Annotated in this window: 16 protein-coding genes; 7 read left to right on the top strand and 9 right to left on the bottom strand. The window is 67.6% G+C overall.

Features of this window, described 5'->3' with window-relative positions; translation table 11 throughout:
• Window positions 1-380: 380 nt before the first annotated feature.
• The 6 genes from ACFQ9K_RS17165 to ACFQ9K_RS17140 all read left to right on the top strand — a co-directional run bounded on the left by ACFQ9K_RS17165 (window position 381) and on the right by ACFQ9K_RS17140 (window position 6,511).
• Entirely contained in the window at window positions 381-830 is a 450-nt protein-coding gene (locus ACFQ9K_RS17165) for a hypothetical protein (RefSeq protein WP_378983316.1), read from the top strand.
• Window positions 831-868: 38 nt separating this feature from the next.
• Window positions 869-1,948 (top strand): glycosyltransferase, encoded by a 1,080-nt coding sequence (locus tag ACFQ9K_RS17160; RefSeq protein WP_378713241.1) that lies wholly within the window; start codon window positions 869-871, stop codon window positions 1,946-1,948.
• A gap of 10 nt (window positions 1,949-1,958) precedes the next feature.
• On the top strand, window positions 1,959-3,557 hold the full coding sequence (locus tag ACFQ9K_RS17155) for a hypothetical protein (RefSeq protein ID WP_378713239.1): 1,599 nt from the start codon (window positions 1,959-1,961) through the stop codon (window positions 3,555-3,557).
• Between the two features lie 48 nt (window positions 3,558-3,605).
• A complete protein-coding gene (locus ACFQ9K_RS17150; protein ID WP_378983311.1) occupies window positions 3,606-4,478 on the top strand; it encodes a GNAT family N-acetyltransferase in 873 nt (290 codons plus the stop codon).
• 129 nt (window positions 4,479-4,607) lie between these two features.
• Complete coding sequence (locus tag ACFQ9K_RS17145) at window positions 4,608-5,546, top strand: family 43 glycosylhydrolase (protein WP_378713236.1); 939 nt, start codon at window positions 4,608-4,610, stop codon at window positions 5,544-5,546.
• A gap of 407 nt (window positions 5,547-5,953) precedes the next feature.
• Window positions 5,954-6,511 carry a hypothetical protein gene (locus ACFQ9K_RS17140; protein WP_378713234.1) on the top strand — a complete coding sequence of 186 codons (558 nt, stop codon included), beginning with the start codon at window positions 5,954-5,956 and terminating at the stop codon, window positions 6,509-6,511.
• 4 nt (window positions 6,512-6,515) lie between these two features.
• Here the strand turns inward: ACFQ9K_RS17140 and ACFQ9K_RS17135 are convergent, their stop codons facing one another.
• The 9 genes from ACFQ9K_RS17135 to ACFQ9K_RS17095 all read right to left on the bottom strand — a co-directional run bounded on the left by ACFQ9K_RS17135 (window position 6,516) and on the right by ACFQ9K_RS17095 (window position 14,360).
• On the bottom strand, window positions 6,516-7,277 hold the full coding sequence (locus ACFQ9K_RS17135; protein ID WP_378713232.1) for an ABC transporter permease: 762 nt from the start codon (window positions 7,275-7,277) through the stop codon (window positions 6,516-6,518).
• On the bottom strand, window positions 7,274-8,056 hold the full coding sequence (locus ACFQ9K_RS17130) for an ABC transporter ATP-binding protein (protein ID WP_378713230.1): 783 nt from the start codon (window positions 8,054-8,056) through the stop codon (window positions 7,274-7,276). Before ACFQ9K_RS17130 ends, ACFQ9K_RS17135 begins: the two co-directional genes overlap by 4 nt.
• Window positions 8,057-8,291: 235 nt before the next feature.
• Window positions 8,292-8,549, bottom strand: a complete 258-nt coding sequence (locus ACFQ9K_RS17125) for a MerR family transcriptional regulator (RefSeq protein ID WP_378713228.1) — start codon at window positions 8,547-8,549, stop codon at window positions 8,292-8,294.
• Between the two features lie 59 nt (window positions 8,550-8,608).
• Entirely contained in the window at window positions 8,609-8,953 is a 345-nt protein-coding gene (locus ACFQ9K_RS17120; RefSeq protein ID WP_378713226.1) for a DUF1048 domain-containing protein, read from the bottom strand.
• Between the two features lie 2 nt (window positions 8,954-8,955).
• Entirely contained in the window at window positions 8,956-9,285 is a 330-nt protein-coding gene (locus ACFQ9K_RS17115; RefSeq protein ID WP_378713224.1) for a PadR family transcriptional regulator, read from the bottom strand.
• A gap of 115 nt (window positions 9,286-9,400) precedes the next feature.
• Window positions 9,401-11,047, bottom strand: a complete 1,647-nt coding sequence (locus ACFQ9K_RS17110) for an amino acid adenylation domain-containing protein (RefSeq protein ID WP_378713222.1) — start codon at window positions 11,045-11,047, stop codon at window positions 9,401-9,403.
• A 125-nt stretch (window positions 11,048-11,172) separates the two neighbouring features.
• A complete protein-coding gene (locus tag ACFQ9K_RS17105; RefSeq protein WP_378713221.1) occupies window positions 11,173-11,835 on the bottom strand; it encodes an SGNH/GDSL hydrolase family protein in 663 nt (220 codons plus the stop codon).
• Between the two features lie 26 nt (window positions 11,836-11,861).
• The gene (locus ACFQ9K_RS17100; RefSeq protein ID WP_378713219.1) at window positions 11,862-13,376 is read right to left on the bottom strand and encodes an MFS transporter; all 1,515 of its coding nucleotides are present in this window, start codon (window positions 13,374-13,376) and stop codon (window positions 11,862-11,864) included.
• Window positions 13,377-13,457: 81 nt separating this feature from the next.
• Entirely contained in the window at window positions 13,458-14,360 is a 903-nt protein-coding gene (locus tag ACFQ9K_RS17095) for an NADP-dependent oxidoreductase (RefSeq protein WP_378713218.1), read from the bottom strand.
• A gap of 168 nt (window positions 14,361-14,528) precedes the next feature.
• On the opposite strand from ACFQ9K_RS17095, the gene ACFQ9K_RS17090 reads away from it, so the two are divergent.
• The gene (locus tag ACFQ9K_RS17090; RefSeq protein WP_378983308.1) at window positions 14,529-17,753 is read left to right on the top strand and encodes a BTAD domain-containing putative transcriptional regulator; all 3,225 of its coding nucleotides are present in this window, start codon (window positions 14,529-14,531) and stop codon (window positions 17,751-17,753) included.
• Window positions 17,754-17,757: the final 4 nt, after the last annotated feature.

The raw sequence follows: 17,757 nt of genomic DNA, 5'->3' as shown, positions 1-17,757 counted from the left end.
CCACCCTCATCCCCACCCTCCCCGACCCCAACACCCTCGCCCCCGCCACCCACACCACACCCACCGGAAACAACAACGAAACCAGCGGAAACGACCACCACAACGGCGGAACCGGCGGCGGCAACGGCGATAGCGGCGGAGGTTCGAGTAAGGGTAGCGGCGATGGTAAGGGCGACGGAAAAGAAAGCGGCGCAAGCAAACCCGGCGGCGGGAGCGGCGGAAAGAGCGGCTCGGGGAAGAGTCCACACTCCAGCGCTGGCGCAGGCCCGTCCCCGACCGGGCGCCCGGGTCCTACACCCGGCAACTCCCCTGGCGGCGCCACCGGCCCGCTCGGCGACTCCACCGGACCGCTGTCAACCCTGGCAAACATGTTGCAGCAGTTGAATTCCGGTGCCCTACTCGGCCCATCGGGCGCCTCCGGCCCGTGGGGTGCGTCCGGCCCCTGGAGCGCGTCCGGTCCATCCGGCCCCTTCGGCCTCAACGTCTCTCCCGCCAGCGCCGGGGGTGGCTCGGCCGGCGCAGGCGGCAGTTCGACCAAGGCAGGCGTTCCCTCAACCCCCTTGGACGACAAGCTGTTTCCCCGCGCGGACGCCTCCGGGGCGGCCAAGACAGAGACGGAGGTCGCCCGGGCGGGCATAGCGCCGTCGGCCGCGATGCCCATGGGCGGCGGCTACCCGATGGGCGGCGGCATGGGTGGCGGCATGGGCGGCGCACAGGGCGGCCAACCTCAGCAGCAACGCAAACGCGCGGCCTACCTCGACGGCCCGGAACACCTGGACGAAGCGGTCGGCGAGGATCCGCTGTCGGTCCGGCCCGTCATAGACCGCTGAGGCAGCCCCACCCTCCGAGCCGAATGTGAGCCCCGGCCATGCGTTTTCATGTCGTCAACCTGCCCAACACGCAGACCACCAAGCACTATCAGCCCTGTGCCTACACCCAGAAGAACCGACGCTTCGCCGAAATGATGACGAACCTGGGCCATGAGGTATTCCTGTACGGCGGCGAGGAAAACACCGCGACCTGCACCGAATTCGTCACCATCGTGACCAAGGCCGAGCAGGCCGAGTGGTTCCGCGGCAACGACCTGTACAAGGAACTCAACAATCTGACCTGGGATCCCTACGAGCCGCACTGGCTGACCTCCAACGAACGCGCGGTCACCGAGATCGCCAAGCGCCGCCAGGAACGCGATTTCATCTGCGTACTCGGCGGCGGCAGCCAGAAACCTATCGCGGACATGTTCCCCGAGCTCATGACCGTCGAATTCGGCATCGGTTACAGCGGCGTGTTCGCCAAGTATCGTGTCTTCGAGAGCTACGCCTGGATGCACGCCGTATACGGTTCGCGCACAACGGTTCCCGGCGTGATGAGCGCCCGAGGCGCGTTCTATGACGCGGTGATCCCGAATTACTATGAAGTGGAGGACTTTCCGTTCTCCGCCGAGAAGGACGACTACTTCCTGTTCATCGGCCGCCTGGTCGAGGCGAAGGGCATCCAGATCGCCATCGAGACCTGTCAGCGGTTGGGGGTGAAGCTCGTGGTGGCGGGTGCGGGCGAGCCGCCGTCCGCCGACGTCGCCGAGTATGTCGGCGTGGTCGATCACGTGCGCCGTGGTGAACTGATGTCGCGTGCGCGTGGGGTTTTCGTGCCATCGCTTTATCTGGAGCCGTTCGGCGGCGTACACGCCGAGGCGATGCTGTGCGGCACTCCGGTCATCACCACCGACTGGGGCGTGTTCACCGAGACCGTGCAGCAAGGCGTGCAGGGCTATCGATGCCGGAACCTCCAGGAGTTCTGCACTGCCGCAGAAGCGGTGGACAAACTCGACTACCAGGGGATCCGCGACTACGCGATCTCCAAGTTCTCGACCGATGTCGTTGCTCCCCAATATGAGGCGTATTTCGAACGCCTGCACACTCTTTGGGGTGACGGCTGGTACGCCGCGTAAGGAGATGGGTATGACGACAGCACCGCACAGCGCCGACGCGCGGCCACCTGCACGACGGAACCTGGTGGTACTTCGGGCCGGTGACGCGTCGTTGCACACCGAATGGCTCGCGGGACCACATCCACGGACTTGGGACCTGGTGATCAGCTACTTCGGTGACGACCCGCACCGATTCCGCACCGACAGTGTGCTCCGCCTGGACCGCAAAGGGCCGAAATGGCCTGCCCTGCATCATGTCCTGACGGTCGATCTGGCCGAGACGCTGGCCGAGTACGACTACGTCTGGCTCCCCGACGACGATCTCGCCACCGATACCTACACCATCAACGAACTGTTCGAATACGCCGCGCAGTACCGCCTTTCGCTCGCTCAGCCCGCGCTCACCGAGGACAGTTTCTACACGCACGAAATCACCCTGGTAGATCGCCGGTTCGAGCTTCGATACACGAATTTCGTCGAGATCATGGCACCGTGCTTCAGCCGGGAGTTCCTGGCCCGCTGCCTGCCGACCTTCGATGCCACCCAAACCGGTTGGGGCCTGGACTTCCATTGGCCGCGGTTCGCCCCGGACACCTCGTCGATCGCCATCGTCGACGCGGTCACGGTCCGGCACACCCGTCCGGTCGGCGGGCCGAATCTGACAGCGGCGCGGGCGGCCGGGGTGAATCCCCTGACGGAGTACCACGATTACCTGATCTCGCAGGGGATCGACGACCTCTCGACGCGGATGTTCCGGGGAGTCGGCGCCGACAGGCGAGCACGGGCCGCGGAACCGACGGCGATCTGCGTCAGCATCGACGCACCGTATCCCGGCCTGACGACCTGGTTGAAACACCATGTGGCACACGCGGATCTGATCATCGTCCATACCGATGATCCGGTCGTGCGCGCCACCGTCGATGGGCTGCGCGGCGAACGGCCCGTGCTTGTCTGTGATCGCGCCCTGGACAACGGCGACGGCGAGGACCAAGAGATGGCCGATATCCGTTGCGCCGTCGCGACCGCGCTCGCCGCCGGCATGACCTGGCTGCTTCCGCTGGGCCCCGAGGAACTGTTCTATGACGACGGTCGCAGGCGCTGGCAGATTCCCGATGCGGGTCAGGTGACTTTCCTCGGTCACGAAGCGGTCCCCGTCGGCCGCACGGTGGTCGATCCGTTCCACGAGTGCACGGTGTTCCGGGTCAGCGGCCGGTCGCCATTTCTGGACACACCGGCCAATCGCAGCGCTGTCCGCCTCGGTCCGCATGTCGAGCCGGTTGACCGGCACGGATTCACCGGCTTCACCCAGCCCGGCGCGCTGGTCACCGCACCGCTGATCTTGCACTACCCGTACCCGAGCTTCGAGAGTTGGCTGGCCCGTGCGGCGGCCGCAGCCGAGAGCGGTGGCACCCTGGCACTGAACTTCGCCCACTACTCGCGCGAACTATTGCAGGTAGCGGTCGCCCACGATCGGCTCGACGGCGCCCGCGCCTGCTTCCAAGCCGGCATTCCCTCGGACGGGATGATCGACCGCATGGTGCGCGCCGGCGAACTCATGCGCGCGTACCCGACGCGAGGATTGCCCTACGCTGTGGCGAATCGTGCAGCGCCAGTACATACTTCGGCCTAGCCCGGAAAATCGGTTCCTGTTCGCGGTGGTTGTTCGTACCGTGGGCCAATGGATTGCGTAGCGGTCAGGCCCATGCAGGCGGACGACTTGCCCGGTGCGGAACGCACCTCCGCCGCGGTATTCCTGGACAGTGAGCGGCGCGATCGCCGGGTCAGCGAGCCCGAACCCGAACCTCGATCGGAAGGTGCCGCCGAGCGGTGGATCGACCGCATGCGCTACTTCCTCGGGGTCGACCCGCACGGTTGCTGGGTTGCGGCCGACGGTGCGCAGATCGTCGGATTCGCGGTCGCGCAGAACCGCGATCGACTGTGGTACTTGGCGACCTACGGGGTTCTGTCGAGCAGGCAGGGTCGCGGCATCGGGAAACGGCTACTCGACGCCGTACTGACCCACGCCGACGGTCGCCAGGGAATGTTCTCCTCCTCCGTGCATCCCGGGGCCACCCGGCGCTACCGGTTGGCCGGGTTCTCGCTGCACCCGCAGATGCGCATGATCGGCACCGTCGATCGCACCAAGCTCGCGGCGGTGACCGGGCTGTCCGAGGGGTCGGGCGACGATATCGACTGGATGAATCAGCTGGACCGGCGGCTCCGCGGGGCCGGCCACGGGCACGATCACCAGTACCTGCTGGCCGGCCACCGCCTGGTCGTATCCCGGGCAGGGCCGGGCTACGTCTACCTGGACGAGCGAGGGCGACCGGCCCTGCTTGCCGCCGCCGAGCAGCGGACCGCGGAAAAGCTCCTGTGGGAAGCACTCGCCTCCGCGCGTGCAGAGACGCTCGTCAACTGCATCACCACCGCGAACGAGTGGGCGATCGATGTCGGCTTGGCCGCCGGACTTCAGCTCGGCCAAGAAGGGTATCTCGCCGTTCGTGGCATGCCGACGCCAGCGCCCTACCTGGCCAGCGGGCAGTTCCTCTGACGCGCAGCGTCGTGTCGCCGGACGGGTTTTCGGGTAAGTGGAACTGTGTGATGTCCTAGAGTTTGGGCAAGCGTGCGTTACGAGATCCGCGACGATGGGTGACGTTCGATGGGCGAGCATGCACACAAGGTGAGAAACGATGGGACGTTCCGCAATGCGTTGAACGGGGCGGCTGATCCCTTTCTGACCTATTACGCGGGGAACTACTATCTTTCGACCAGCCAGAACACAGCGTTGCGGATCTGGCAGGCCGAGTCGCTGGGCGATCTGGCTGTGGCACAGGCGAATACGGTGTGGTGTGATTCGAACCCCGCGCGTAATCAAGACATGTGGGCGCCGTCTTTCCGGCTGCTCGACGGACATTGGTATTTCTACTACAGCGCCGGTGACGGCAGCCGGGACGGTCATCGGCTTTACGTCTTGCAGTCCGAGGGCTTGGATCCGTTGGGCCCGTACAGCTTCGCGGGCCAGCTGGGTGCGCCCGACGTGTGGTCCATCGATCCGGAACTGCTCCAGCTCGGCGACCAGCTCTACCTGTTGTGGAGCGGGCCGAACAACCTCCTGTACATCGCCCCGATGAGCGACCCGGTCACCGTGTCGGGCCGCGCCGTCTACCTGCCGTCCGCCGGCGGATGCGACGAAGTACGCGAGGCCCCGACAACGATCCAGCGCAACGGCACGACCTACCTGGTCTACTCCACCTGCGACACCGGCAAACCGGACTACCAACTATGGATGCATTCCCTCCCGCCCGGCGCGGACCCCCTCGTCCCCGCCAACTGGCACCAGCACCCCACCGCGCTGTTCACCCGCAACGACCCCGCCGGCGTCTTCGGCCCCGGCTCCAACGGATTCTTCCAAAGCCCGGACGGCACCGAAGACTGGATCGTCTACCACGCCAAAGACACCAGCGAATACACCTATAACCGCCGCACCACCCGAGCCCAAAAGTTCACCTGGAACCCCGACGGCACCCCCGATCTCGGAAGCCCCCTCCCCCTGGACACCGACATCCCCCTCCCCTCCGGCGATCCCCGCGCGTCGAATACCACCGACGACCGAGCATGAGCACCGACACCGAGCCGACCAAAAGACACCTTGCGCAAGGTTCCGAACGTCGCGACCGTGCAAGGTCCGCCACCTGAACACCGACCTGCCGGAGTCGATTCCGAAGCCGAAATAGCTTGTGGCTCAGTGAGATATCGCGGGGAGAAGTATCGGCCTGATCATTCGGCCTCCGCCCTTGCAGGTCCGACGAGCAGAACGGTAGGGTCTGTCCGGCAACAGCGGGGGCGACCAATGGCTACTGGCCCTCGCTGGTTGATTCCGCGTGGAACCGGCGAAGGGGGAATGGTGGCCACCAGAGTCCACGACAACCGTCGGAAGCCAAAGACTTCGGCCAACTTCTACGACAGATCCCGCCGCACTGAACGGCAAGCGGCATGAACCTCCGGCGTCTACTGGGAATTTCGGCGATGGTAGCTCTGGTTTCCGGTTGCGGATCGCTTTCACGTCCGCATCCCGAGAAGTATGAGTATCCGGACAACAGTCACACTATCCAGGCGTTGTGTGACGCTACGAAGCAGTTTTTCGCAGCTCGAGCCGGTACCGCTGATCTGAAGACCAGCGTCGGCGTTGGTGGAAAAGCGTTGAGCGACAAGATCGGTAGCGGCAACGGGTGCGTCTACGAGGCTAACGGCGGGTCCGCGTCTTCTTCGTCGCTCGGATATGTTTCGTTGTTCGGTGTTGCGTTCGGTGGTAGTACCGTGACCGAGCCCCCTTCTACGACAACGGATTACCCGACCAAGGTGCGCACCGTGGATGGCGTGCAGGTCAAAGTGGTCACCGAGCCGCTGCCCAAGGGGGGCGATCCTGCCGCCACACCGCTTGACGTCGAACTTATTGCCACGATCGACGGTTGGAAAGGCGAACTCCATTTCAGCGCGACTGAAGACCAGATGTCGCGGGATGATCGACTCACACAGGCGGGTGCGCGAGCACTGGTGGACATGATTGGCGCGCTCAAGGATTGAGTTGTCAGGAGATCTTGCGGCGGTAGGTGAGCATGGCGAGGGAATAGGCTGCGGCGAGGATGGCTAGGGACCAGGTCAGGGCGATCCAGGTGTCGGCGCTTGCTGGTTGTTCGGTGAGTAGGTCTCGGACGGCGTTGACGATGTAGGTGACGGGCTGGTTTTCGGCGAAGGCTCGGACGGGGGCGGGCATGGAGGCGGTGGGGACGAAGGCCGAGCTGATGAACGGTAGGAAGATCAGGGGGTAGGAGAAGGCGCTGGCGCCGTCGGCGGTTTTCGCGGTGAGGCCGGGGATTACGGCGATCCAGGTCAGGGCGAGGGTGAACAGGATCAGGATGCCGGCTACCGCGAGCCAGGCCAGCACGCCGGCTCCGGAGCGGAAGCCCATGAGCAGGGCGACGAGCACGACGACCACGATCGAGATCAGGTTGGCGACGAGCGAGGTCAGCACGTGCGCCCACAGTACCGATGAGCGCGCGATCGGCATGGATTGGAAGCGCTCGAAGATGCCGCCCTTCATGTCCAGGAAGAGCCGAAACGCGGTGTAGGAGATGCCCGATGCGATGGTGATGAGCAGGATGCCGGGCAGCAGATAGTTCACGTACGAATCGGAGCCGGTGTTGATCGCGCCGCCGAATACGTAGACGAACAGGAGCATGAAGGCGATCGGCATGATCGTGGTCGTGATGATGGTGTCCGCGCTGCGCGTGATGTGACGCAGGGACCGGCCGAGCAGGGTGGCGGTGTCGCCGAAGAAGTGCGTGGTCATGATTGTTCCTTGGTCACGGCGTCGGCGCCGACGAGGGAGAGGAAGACGTCTTCGAGAGTCGGCTGCTTCTCGATGTATTCGACCTTGGCGGGCGGGAGCAGTTGCTTGAGTTCGGCGAGCGTGCCGTTGACGATGATTCGCCCCTTGTGCAGGATGGCGATCCGATCGGCGAGTTGTTCGGCCTCGTCCAGGTATTGGGTGGTGAGCAGGACCGTCGTGCCGTGGCCCGCGAGCTCCTTCACCGCTTCCCACACCTCGAGGCGCGCCTGCGGGTCCAGGCCGGTGGTGGGTTCGTCCAAGAAGATGATCGGTGGGTCGCCGATGAGGCTCATGGCGATGTCGAGGCGGCGGCGCATGCCGCCGGAATAGGTCGCGACCTTTCGAGTAGCCGCGTCGGCCAAAGAGAAACGGGCGAGCAGGTTGTCGGCGATCGCGCGCGGGTTATCCAGATGGCGCAGCTTGGCAACCAGTACGAGATTCTCCCGGCCGCTGAGGATTTCGTCGACGGCGGCGAATTGGCCGGTGAGGCTGAAGGATTCGCGCACATTCGCGGGTTGGGTGGCGACATCGAAGCCGTTGACGACGGCGGTGCCCGCGTCAGCTTTGAGCAGTGTGGCGAGGATGCGGATGACGGTGGTCTTGCCGGCGCCGTTCGAGCCGAGCAAGGCGAAGATGCTGCCGCGTTCGACCTCGAAGTCCACGCCGCGCAACACATTCAGATCCTTGTAGGACTTTTCCAGTCCCTGTACGCGGATGGGTGGAGCTTGCCGTGTGGTCATCGGACATCCCCGCCCGCATGACCCAGCACGGTGCCGGTCGAGATGGGATTGGTGTGTTGAACGTTCATGTGATCACCCTTTTCGGGTTGCGACGCAGTATCTATACGTAGATGTATACGTAGACACTATAGGTATAGATATACGTACAAACAAGTGGCAGTTTTGTGCGAATCGAGCGTTCGCGGTGACATGGTGAGCGGGCGCGGCGAGTGATACTCAGCCGCAGTTCAGAGACTTATCGAGCGCCACAGAGGACGCGTTCCACATCCGCGAGGTAGTCGAGCAGATCGCTGACTTCATCCAGCCGGACGCCCGCCCCGAGCAGTGCGCGGACTTGCACCAGCCGCAGCACCGCGGCCGGCCGGTACCGGCGAGCACCGACGTTGTCGCATTCCGGTTCATCGACCAAGCCGTGCCGGTGATAGTCCCGCAGCGTGGCCACCGTGACCCCGGCGAACGCCGCCGCCCGCTCGATCGCGAACCCATCCGGCACGATATTCGTTGCCCCGCAGCACATCTCCGAGATATGCGGGTGCCCCGCCGGCATCGGCGCTACCCCGTCTCGCCGGCGGCATGCTCGATAGCGGTGATCAGCCGTCGCTGCTCCCGGCTGATCCAGGACTCCTCCTGATAGTTCCGCGCGAACACCTCGATGAACTCCACCGGATCCTGGCCGACGATTTCGCGGATCGGAGTTCCGTCCGCCGCGCCCTGCTCGAACAGGTCGAGCAGGTCCTCGAACAGCGAGACGCCGCCGCCGTGCCCGAAATAGTTCACGTACCGTTCGAACGCGTCGACGGCCGTATGGTATGGAGCGGGAAGCTGTTTCACCCGCGCCTTGTATTGCCACCAGCGCCGCTTCTCGCCGAGATCGCCGATCACCTTTTCGATGAACATGATCACTTGCCTCCTTCATGAAGTTGTTCGAGCCGTTCCGCGAGGAATCGCCAGGTGCTCCAGAACTCGTCGAGGTATTCCCGCCCTTGCGCATTGAGCGAATACACCTTGCGCGGCGGCCCCTTCTCCGACGGGATCTTCTCCACGTCGACCAGGTCCTTCTTCTCGATCCGGACGAGCAGGGCGTAGATGGTCCCCTCGGCGATGTCGACGAATCCCTGCTCGCGCAGCCACGCCGTGATCTCGTATCCGTACGCCGAGCGCCCGGACAGAATCGCCAGGACGATGCCCTCCAGCGTGCCCTTGAGCATCTCGGTCATCTGTTTGCCCACGGATCACCTCCCACTACTCAATGTCACTTACTACTGGTAGATAGTAACACTGAATAGCGCCGAGACAAGCGGGGAGCGAGCGATCGCCGCACGGGCCGTACGGGCCGTGCGGCGACTACTGCCGGATCAGTTGGCGCCCTGCGGGATTCATTCCGTCGGACTGGATGATCACGGCCGGACGGGCGTGCACCTGTTCGACGGCGCGCCGGCGCAGCTGGGCTCGGTCCTGTTTTCCGTTGCAGGTCAACGGGATTCGGCGGGTGCGCACGAATCGGCCGGGCACCGATGCCGGGGGCAGTTGCCGGCCGAGGCAGGCGCGCAGGCGGCGGAACAGGGCTTCCGGATCGCGTTCGGTATCGGCGGGTTGAATCCAGGCGACCATGGTGGTGTCGCCGTCGACGTCGACCGCGACCACCACGGCGGCGGCGACCCCGGGATCCGCGAGCAGCCGCCGCTCGATCTCGCCCGGCTCGATTCGCTGTCCGCGAATGGTCACCTGGTCGTCGACGCCGCCCAGGTACTCCAGCTCGCCGTCGACCAGACGCACTCGGTCACCGGTTCGGTAGAACCGCGGCACGGACGACCCTTCGGGCGCTGCGACGAACGCGCGCGCGGTCAGGTCGGGGCGGTTGAGATACCCGGCGGCCACGGGGACGCCGCCGATATGCAGCTCACCCTCGTCGCCCGGGCAAACCGGCAGCCCGTCGGCGTCGAGCACACTCAGCACACAGTTGTCGATCGGCCTGCCGATGTAGACCGCGTCGATCTGCGCCGGGTCGCTCGGACAGGTCCAGGCCGTGACGTCGATCGCGGCCTCGGCCGGGCCGTACAGATTGTGCAGCGCGGCGGGCAGCGTCGCGACGAACTCCCTGGCCACCGGCACCGGGAGCGGCTCACCACCGCAGAACACGTGCCGCAACGACGTACACCGGGCGGCGTCCGGCCACCGCAGGAACTCCCGCAGCATGGACGGGACGAAATGACAGATGGTGATCCGGTGCCGCACGATGGCCTGCGCGACCGCGACCGGGTCGCGGTGTTCCGCCGACGCGAGGAAGACGCACCGCGCGCCGGCGATCAGCGGTAACAGCAACTCCCAGCCGGAGACGTCGACCGAGACCGGCGTCTTCTGCAAGATCCGGTCATCGGCGCCGACCCCGTAGGTCTCGCGCATCCATTCCAGCCGATTGCCCAGCGCGCGACCGGATACGACGACCCCTTTCGGGGCGCCCGTCGACCCCGAGGTGAACAGCACGTAGGCGGGTTGATCGGCCGGCACCTCCGGCAGCGGGTCCGGTTCGTCCGCCTCGGACTCCCTGGGCAGATCCAGCGCCCGCAACCCGCATTCGACGACCGATTCCCTGCCGCTGCCGGTCACCAAAGCCACTGCGCAGTCGGCGATCTCGGTGACCTGCCGCATCCGCGCGGTGGACGCGCCCGGATCGACCAGCAGATACGGCAGCCCCGCCTTGAGCACACCGAGTAGGGCGACGAGCAGCGCGGAGCTACGCGGCATCGCGATCGCGACCGTCCGCCCGCGCGGGGCGCTCGTGCGAAGCAGCCGGGCGACGCGATCGGATCGCAACTCCAGTTCGCGATAGGTCAGCTCGCCGCAGCCGTCGACGGCCGCGATCGCCCCCGGCGCCCGCGTCGACGCCGCCCGGACCAGACCCGGGATGCCGTGCCGGAAACTCCGCTCGACGGTTCGACCGCGCAGCTCCAGCGCCGCCACCGAGTATTGCTCGTGCAACAAGACCTCCACGCTCCCACTCAGTCCCTCGATGATCACGGTAGGCCGCCGAATCCCCCGGACATACGGCCCTGACGCAACCTTTACGAGGGTGGAGACGGCGGTCACGTGATCGGCGCGGGCGCGCCTCGGTGCGGTCAGTCGGTCAGGCGCAGCCAGGCCCTGGCGAGCGCGTCGTGGCCGGCCACGGTCGGGTGGACGCCGTCTGCGGACCAGTATTCCGGTCCGGTGGTCGCGGCGAGTTCAGCGAACATGGTGTCGGCCGGAATCAGATGAGCGTCGTAGGCCTCCGCGAGTTCGTGCACCGCCTGGATCTTGGGGTCGAGGTCGGCGCGCCACTGCTTGCGTTCCTCCGGCCCGACGAACGTGGCGCCTGCCTCGACGACGCCGTCGATGGGCAACAGGAACGGTTCGATGAGGATCAGCTGGGTGCCCGCCGCGGCAAGCGGGGCGAGCAGGCGATAGTAGCCCGCCCGGAATTCTTCCGCGGAGATCACGTAGCCGTCCGGATCCATTGTGTGCCAACCCATGTCGTTGACGCCGACGAGGATCGAGACGACGTCCGGGTGGGCGTCGAGTACGTCTGTCTGCCAGCGGGTTTCGAGATCCATCACCTTGTCGCCGGCGTTGGCGGTGTTCAGCCAGGCGATGGGGCGCTCCGGGTGGCGGAAGCACCATTCGCCCGCGACCCGCACCGGGTAGACGCAGCCGACCCCGTCCGCACTGATCGGTCTGCGAAGGTCGGTGATCGAATCGCCGGTGAACATCACGGTGGCCCCTGGACGGAGGGTGATCGTCATTTCCTGCTTCCTATCCTTCTCGACTCTCAGTGCGCGGCAACGAGTTCCGCGTCGGCCAGCGGGAGCGGACCGCTGCGGAAGAGCAGCGCGGCCAAGGCCGCGGCGCAGAGGAAGACCGCCGCGGCGACCCAGAACACCAGGTGGTAGCCGGCCAGGGTGGCTTCGGCGATCGTGGCGGGCTGGGCCGCGGTCGCAGGATGGTCGGCGAGATAGTTCGCGATGACCGTCGTGGCGAGCGAACTGAACACCGCGGTGCCGAGCGATCCTCCGATCTGCTGGGCGGTGGTCACCAGGGCGGCCGCCACGCCGGCGTCGTGCGGGTGGACTCCGCTGGTCGCGGCGTTCTGCACGGGGCCGAAGATCAAGCCGAAGCCGACGCCGGTGACGATCAGCGCGGGCAGAACGGCACCGGCATAGCTGGAGTCGGTGTGGATGCCGGTGAGGATCGCCATGCCGATCGCGGCGAGCACGCAGCCGATCGGGACCAGCGGCCGAGGTCCGGTGCGCGGCAACAGCACTGCGCCGGAGAAGACCGCGCCCACCATGACCGACACGATCATCGGCAGGAACGCGACGCCGGTCAGGAACGGGGTGAACCCCAGCATGCTCTGCAGGTAGTAGGTGAGGAACAGGAAGACGGCGAACATGCCGATGCCGGAGATCCCGAGGGACAGATACGCCGCACCGCGAACCCGGTCCAGAATCACCCGCAACGGCAGCAGCGGATGTTCGGTGCGGAGTTCGATCAGGGCGAAGGCGGCGACGAGCGCGACACCGGCGATCACCGAGCCGAACGTCCGGAAGTCGTTCCAGCCGTGCGTCTCCGCGGTGCCGAGACCGTAGACGATGCCGACCAGGCCGAGCACCACCGCGACCGTGCCCGCGATGTCGGGCCTGGTCCGCTCCGGCCGATCGCCGTCGCGCAGGAAGATGATCCCGCCGGCGAACGCGATCGCCGCGATGATCAGGTTCACGTAGAGGCACCAGCGCCACGAAAGGCTCTGGGTGAGAACACCACCCAGCAGCAGGCCGACCGCGCCGCCCGCTCCCGAGATGGCACCGAAGATGCCGAACGCGCGGCCGCGTTCCTTCGCGTCGTCGGCGAAGGTGACCGACAGCAGCGACAGCGCCGCCGGAGCGAGCATCGCGGCGAACGCGCCCTGGCCGATGCGGGCGATCAGCAGCATCGAAAAGTCCACGGCGGCACCGCCGAACGCCGACGCGACGGCGAATCCGCCGACGCCGATGAGGAACAGCCGTTTGCGGCCGAAGAAGTCCGACAGCCGGCCGCCGAGCAGCAGGAGGCTGCCGAAGGCGAGGGCGTAGCCGGTCAGTACCCATTGCCGGTAGTCGACGGGAAAGCCCAAGTCCTGCTGGGCACTCGGCAGTGCGATGTTCACGATGGTGGAGTCGAGGATGTCCATCAGCTGGGCGAGGCCGAGGACGACCAGGGCCATCCAGCGGTTCGGTACGCGGGGTCCGGCCCCGCCCTTGCGCGCCGCCGCGCTGGTCGATGAGGTGGCGGATATGTCCGGGTTCATGATGACCTCTCAGGGATTCGGGCATGATGAGATGGGCCGTCAACTCCATTGGCGGCCTGTGATTTTCGGATTTGCGGTGGGTCAGTCGACGAGCAGCACGAGCTTTCCGCGCACCTGGCCCGACTCGCCGACGCGGTGCGCCTCGGCGACCTCGGCCAGGGGGAAGGTGCGGCCGACGGGGAGGACGAATCGGCCGGCCTCGATCAGGTCGCCGATCTGGTCGATCACGTACAGCGCGCGCCCCGCGTCTCCCCGGCTGAACCGCACACCGTGCTGCTCGGCGCCGGCGAAATCGGCGAGGGTGACCACATGCGCTGCGCCACCGGCCAGTTCGATGAGTTCCGGCAAGATACCGCTGCCCGCGACGTCGAGCGCGAGGTCGACGCCCTCGGGTGCGAGGGCGCGGACCCGCTCCGCCATGCCCGCACCGTAGGCGACCGGTTCGGCACCGAGCGAGCGCAGGAAGTCATGGGTGGCCGGGCTGCCGGTGCCGATCACGCGGGCGCCCCTGGCGACGGCGAGTTGCACCGCGGCGCTGCCGATGCTGCCGGAGGCGCCGCTGACGAGCAGGGTGTTGCCGCTCGCGACGCCGAGCTGGTCCAGGGCGCGGGCCGCCGTCTCGAGCGCGGACGGCAAGGCTGCGGCATCGGCGAAGCCGAGCGAGGGCGGGATGGGGGCGTAGTAGGCCAGGACGGCCAGTTCGGCTTGGGCGCCGGGCTCGGCGGAGAAGCCGAACACGCGGTCGCCGATGGCCACGTCGGTGACCTCGGGTCCGAGTTCGTCGACGATGCCCGCCGCCTCGTAGCCCAGGGTCTGCGGGAGTTCCTCGTCCATCAGTCCCTGGCGCTTCTTCCAGTCGCTCGCGTTGACGCCTGCGGCGCGCACGGCGATCCGGACCTGACCGGGGCCGGGGTGCGGATCGGGCAGGTCGACGAGCTCGAGGACCTCGGGATCGCCGAACCGGCTGAACTCGATTGCCTTCATGGGGGCTCCGTTCTCGCCGCTGAGGCGCTGGTGGGTGGGCGCGTCGTGCGTGCCGTGGTGGTGACTCCGCCAAGACTGCTACCCGCCGCTCACACGGGGCGCACACCACGCTGACACGGGAACCGGCCTGGTGTGCGGCCTGGGGCGGGGGTGCGCGAAGATCGAGGGATGAACGACGATGCGCGGCTTCACGTCACGCTGCTCGGCGCCTTTCAGGTGTCGCGCGGCGAGGCCGCGCTGTCCGTTCCCGGGGCCCGATTGCAGGCGCTGGTCGTTCGGCTGGCGCTCGCGGGTGGGCGGGTGGTCGAGCAGGCGGCGCTGGTCGACGCGATCTGGGCGGCGGACCTGCCCGCCGATCCCGCGCACGCCCTGCAGGCGCTGGTCTCGCGGTTGCGGCGGATTCTCGGCTCGGCCGGGGATGTCGTGCAGGTCGCGGGCGGGTACCGGCTGGCGGTGGACGACGTGGACGCGGTGCGGTTCGAGCAGTTGGCCGCGGCCGGGCGGGAGCATGTGCGCGGCGGTGACCTGAACGCGGCGGTGGCGGCGCTCGGCGAAGCCGTTCGGCTGTGGGGCGACCGGCCGGGCACCGAGCCGTCGGTCGTCGCCGCGGTCGCGCCCGCGGTCGCGACCCGGCTGGCGCACGCCTCGGTCGAGGCGGTGATCGACCTCGCCGAGGCCGAGCTGTCGCTGGGGCAGGTCGGCGCGGCGGCCGACCGGCTGACCGACCTGCTCGCCGAGCAGACCGTGCACGAGCGAGCGGCCGCGCTGCTGATGGACGCGCTGGCCGCCCAGGGGCGCCAGGCCGAGGCCCTTGCCCGCTACGAGCGAGTGCGCGAAGCCCTCGCCGACGTTCTCGGCACCGATCCGGGCGCCGCGCTGCGCGAGCGCCACCTGAGTCTGCTTCGCGCGGATCAGCCTGCGCCGCAGATCGACTCGACCAACCTGCCCGCACCGCTGACCAGCTTCGTCGGCCGCGACGACGACCTCGCCCGAGTCGGGGCGCTGCTCGGCACCGGGCGTCTGGTCACCGTGCTCGGTCCCGGCGGGGCAGGCAAAACGCGGCTGGCCGTCGAGTCCGCCCGCCGGCATCGCCACGAATACCGGGACGGCGCGTGGATGATCGACCTGTCCGCCGTCACCGAGCCGGCCAAGGTCGGCGCGGCGCTGCTCGCCGCGGTCGGGTTGCGCGGCTCGGCGCTGTTCGAGGCCTCGGCGAAGCTGCGCGGCGACCCGCTCGGCGAGCTGGACGTGCTGGTCGATCAGCTGAGCGGGCGGGAGAGCCTGCTCGTCATGGACAACTGTGAACATCTGATAGACGCTGTCGCCCAACTGATTTCGACGCTGCTCACCCGCTGCCCCTGGTTGCGCGTGCTGGCCACCAGCCGCGAGCCGCTGGCGATCGACGGCGAGGCGCTGGTCCCCCTCGGCCCGCTCGCCGGGCCGGACCCGGACGCGAACGTCGAGCAAGCCCGCGGCGCGGCAGCGGTACGCCTGTTCACCGAGCGCGCGTCGGCCGTGCGTCCCGGATTCGACGTCGACGAGGGCAATCTCGACGACGTGCTGCGCATCGTCGGCGCCCTCGACGGCATGCCACTCGCCCTCGAACTCGCCGCGGCCCGCCTGCGCACGCTCTCGCTGGCCGACCTGACCGCCGGGCTCTCCGACCGATTCCGGGTGCTCACCACCGGCAGCCGCACCGCCCTCCCCCGCCACCGCACCCTCCGAGCGGTCATCGCCTGGAGCTGGGAGCTGCTGAGCGAACCCGAACGGACTGTCGCCGAACGGATCTCGGTGCTGCCGGGCGGCGTCACACCCAGCTCGGCCGCTGCGGTCTGTGCCGACCTCGCGATGTCCGCCGATGACGTCCCCGAACTGCTCGCGGGTCTGGTCGATCGATCGCTGGTGCAGCTCGTGCCGGACACCGGGCGGTATCGGATGCTGGAGACGATTCGCGAGTACGGGCTGGAATGCCTTGCCGAACAAGGCATCCTGACCGACGTACGGGATCTGGCCGCGCGGTGCTTCGGCGAGCTGGTCGCCCGGTACGACCCACTGCTGCGCGGCCCCGGTCAGCTCGACGCATTGCACGTGCTGCGCGCCGAGTACGACAACGTGCTCGCCGCGCTGCGCCATCTCTGTGACCGCGGCGACGCCGACGGCGCGATCGGGCTCGCCGTGAACCTCACCTGGTACTGGCAGATGCTCGGGCAGCGCAACGACGCGGCCTACTGGCTGGCCGAGGCGGTCGCGGTGCCGACCGAGCCGAGCGTGCGGCGGGACATCGCCGAGGGCCTGTTGCTCACCACGGTCGCCACCCAGAGTGCGCTCGTCGCCGACTCGATCAACGATCGGCGCACCGACCTGTGGGAGCTCGCCGATCGCCTGCTGAGCCGGCCGGAGTTGCCTGGCTTCGGCGGCGCGCTGATCACGGCCAGGCTGGCCTCCATGGCGGTGAACGCGGCGTCGCCGGCGATCATGGAGCGGCTGATCGACGGGCCGGATGTGTGGCTGGCCGGGCTGGCCCGGATGTTCCGCTCCCATCTCGCGGAGAACGCGGGGCAGCTCGACCAGGTCCGCGACGACGTGCGCGCGGAACTGGAGTGCTTCGCGCGGGCCGGGGACCGCTGGGGTATCGCGACGGCGCTGCCGATGCGCATACTGCTGCGGCAGTACGACGGCGATCTCGATGGCGCGCTGGCCGACTTGACCGAGGCCAAGCGGCTGGCCCGCGAGTTCGGGTCGCTCAGCCTCAGCGACGAGATCTTCGTCGACCTGCGCTGGATCGATCTGTATGTGCGCCTCGACGACACGGCGGCGGCGATCGAGATGATCGCCGCGACCAGGGAACGGGTGCAGCGCAAGACATCACCGGAGCTGGGAATGCTGCTCGACATCCGCGAGGCCGACCTGTCGCTGCGCGTCGGTGATCTCGATCGAGCACGTGAGCTGATCGAGGCGGCCGAGGCCACGATGTCCGAGGGACATCCGTTCAGCGGCGAGCAGGGGCAGGCGGTGATCGGCTCGGTGCGCGGCGCGCTCTGCCTCGCGCTCGGCGACGGGCCGGGCGCCGAAAAGGTGCTGCGCCAGGCGTATACGGCGGCGGTCGACTGCCGGGACATGCCGATCGCGGCCACGGTGGCCGTGACCGTGGCCGGACTCGCCGCGCTCCACGACCGATACGCGGACGTGGCCGTGCTGCTCGGCGCGGCGGCTCGACTGCGGGGCGCGCACGACCGAACCGACCCGCAGGTCCGGTCGCTGCGCGATCGCGCCCGAACCGCACTGGGCGACAACGATTTCGCCGCCGAGTACGCGACCGGTTGGCAGCTGGACACTCCGGCGGCGCTGGCCAGGGTCGATCCGGCACGGCTGAAGCCATTGCCGTACCGGTGATGCG

This window comes from Nocardia sp. NPDC056564, assembly GCF_042793755.1.
Lineage (GTDB): Bacteria > Actinomycetota > Actinomycetes > Mycobacteriales > Mycobacteriaceae > Nocardia.
The sequence above is the reverse complement of the archived record's forward strand: the minus strand, read 5'-3'. Positions and strand labels throughout refer to the sequence as shown.

Coding starts and splice junctions, on each gene's coding strand:
- ACFQ9K_RS17160 (WP_378713241.1), top strand. CDS start 869: ATGCGTTTTCATGTCGTCAACCTGCCCAACACGCAGACCACCAAGCAC.
- ACFQ9K_RS17150 (WP_378983311.1), top strand. CDS start 3,606: ATGGATTGCGTAGCGGTCAGGCCCATGCAGGCGGACGACTTGCCCGGT.
- ACFQ9K_RS17155 (WP_378713239.1), top strand. CDS start 1,959: ATGACGACAGCACCGCACAGCGCCGACGCGCGGCCACCTGCACGACGG.
- ACFQ9K_RS17120 (WP_378713226.1), bottom strand. CDS start 8,953: ATGTTCATCGAAAAGGTGATCGGCGATCTCGGCGAGAAGCGGCGCTGG.
- ACFQ9K_RS17105 (WP_378713221.1), bottom strand. CDS start 11,835: ATGACGATCACCCTCCGTCCAGGGGCCACCGTGATGTTCACCGGCGAT.
- ACFQ9K_RS17095 (WP_378713218.1), bottom strand. CDS start 14,360: ATGAAGGCAATCGAGTTCAGCCGGTTCGGCGATCCCGAGGTCCTCGAG.
- ACFQ9K_RS17140 (WP_378713234.1), top strand. CDS start 5,954: ATGGTAGCTCTGGTTTCCGGTTGCGGATCGCTTTCACGTCCGCATCCC.
- ACFQ9K_RS17135 (WP_378713232.1), bottom strand. CDS start 7,277: ATGACCACGCACTTCTTCGGCGACACCGCCACCCTGCTCGGCCGGTCC.
- ACFQ9K_RS17130 (WP_378713230.1), bottom strand. CDS start 8,056: ATGACCACACGGCAAGCTCCACCCATCCGCGTACAGGGACTGGAAAAG.
- ACFQ9K_RS17100 (WP_378713219.1), bottom strand. CDS start 13,376: ATGAACCCGGACATATCCGCCACCTCATCGACCAGCGCGGCGGCGCGC.
- ACFQ9K_RS17090 (WP_378983308.1), top strand. CDS start 14,529: ATGAACGACGATGCGCGGCTTCACGTCACGCTGCTCGGCGCCTTTCAG.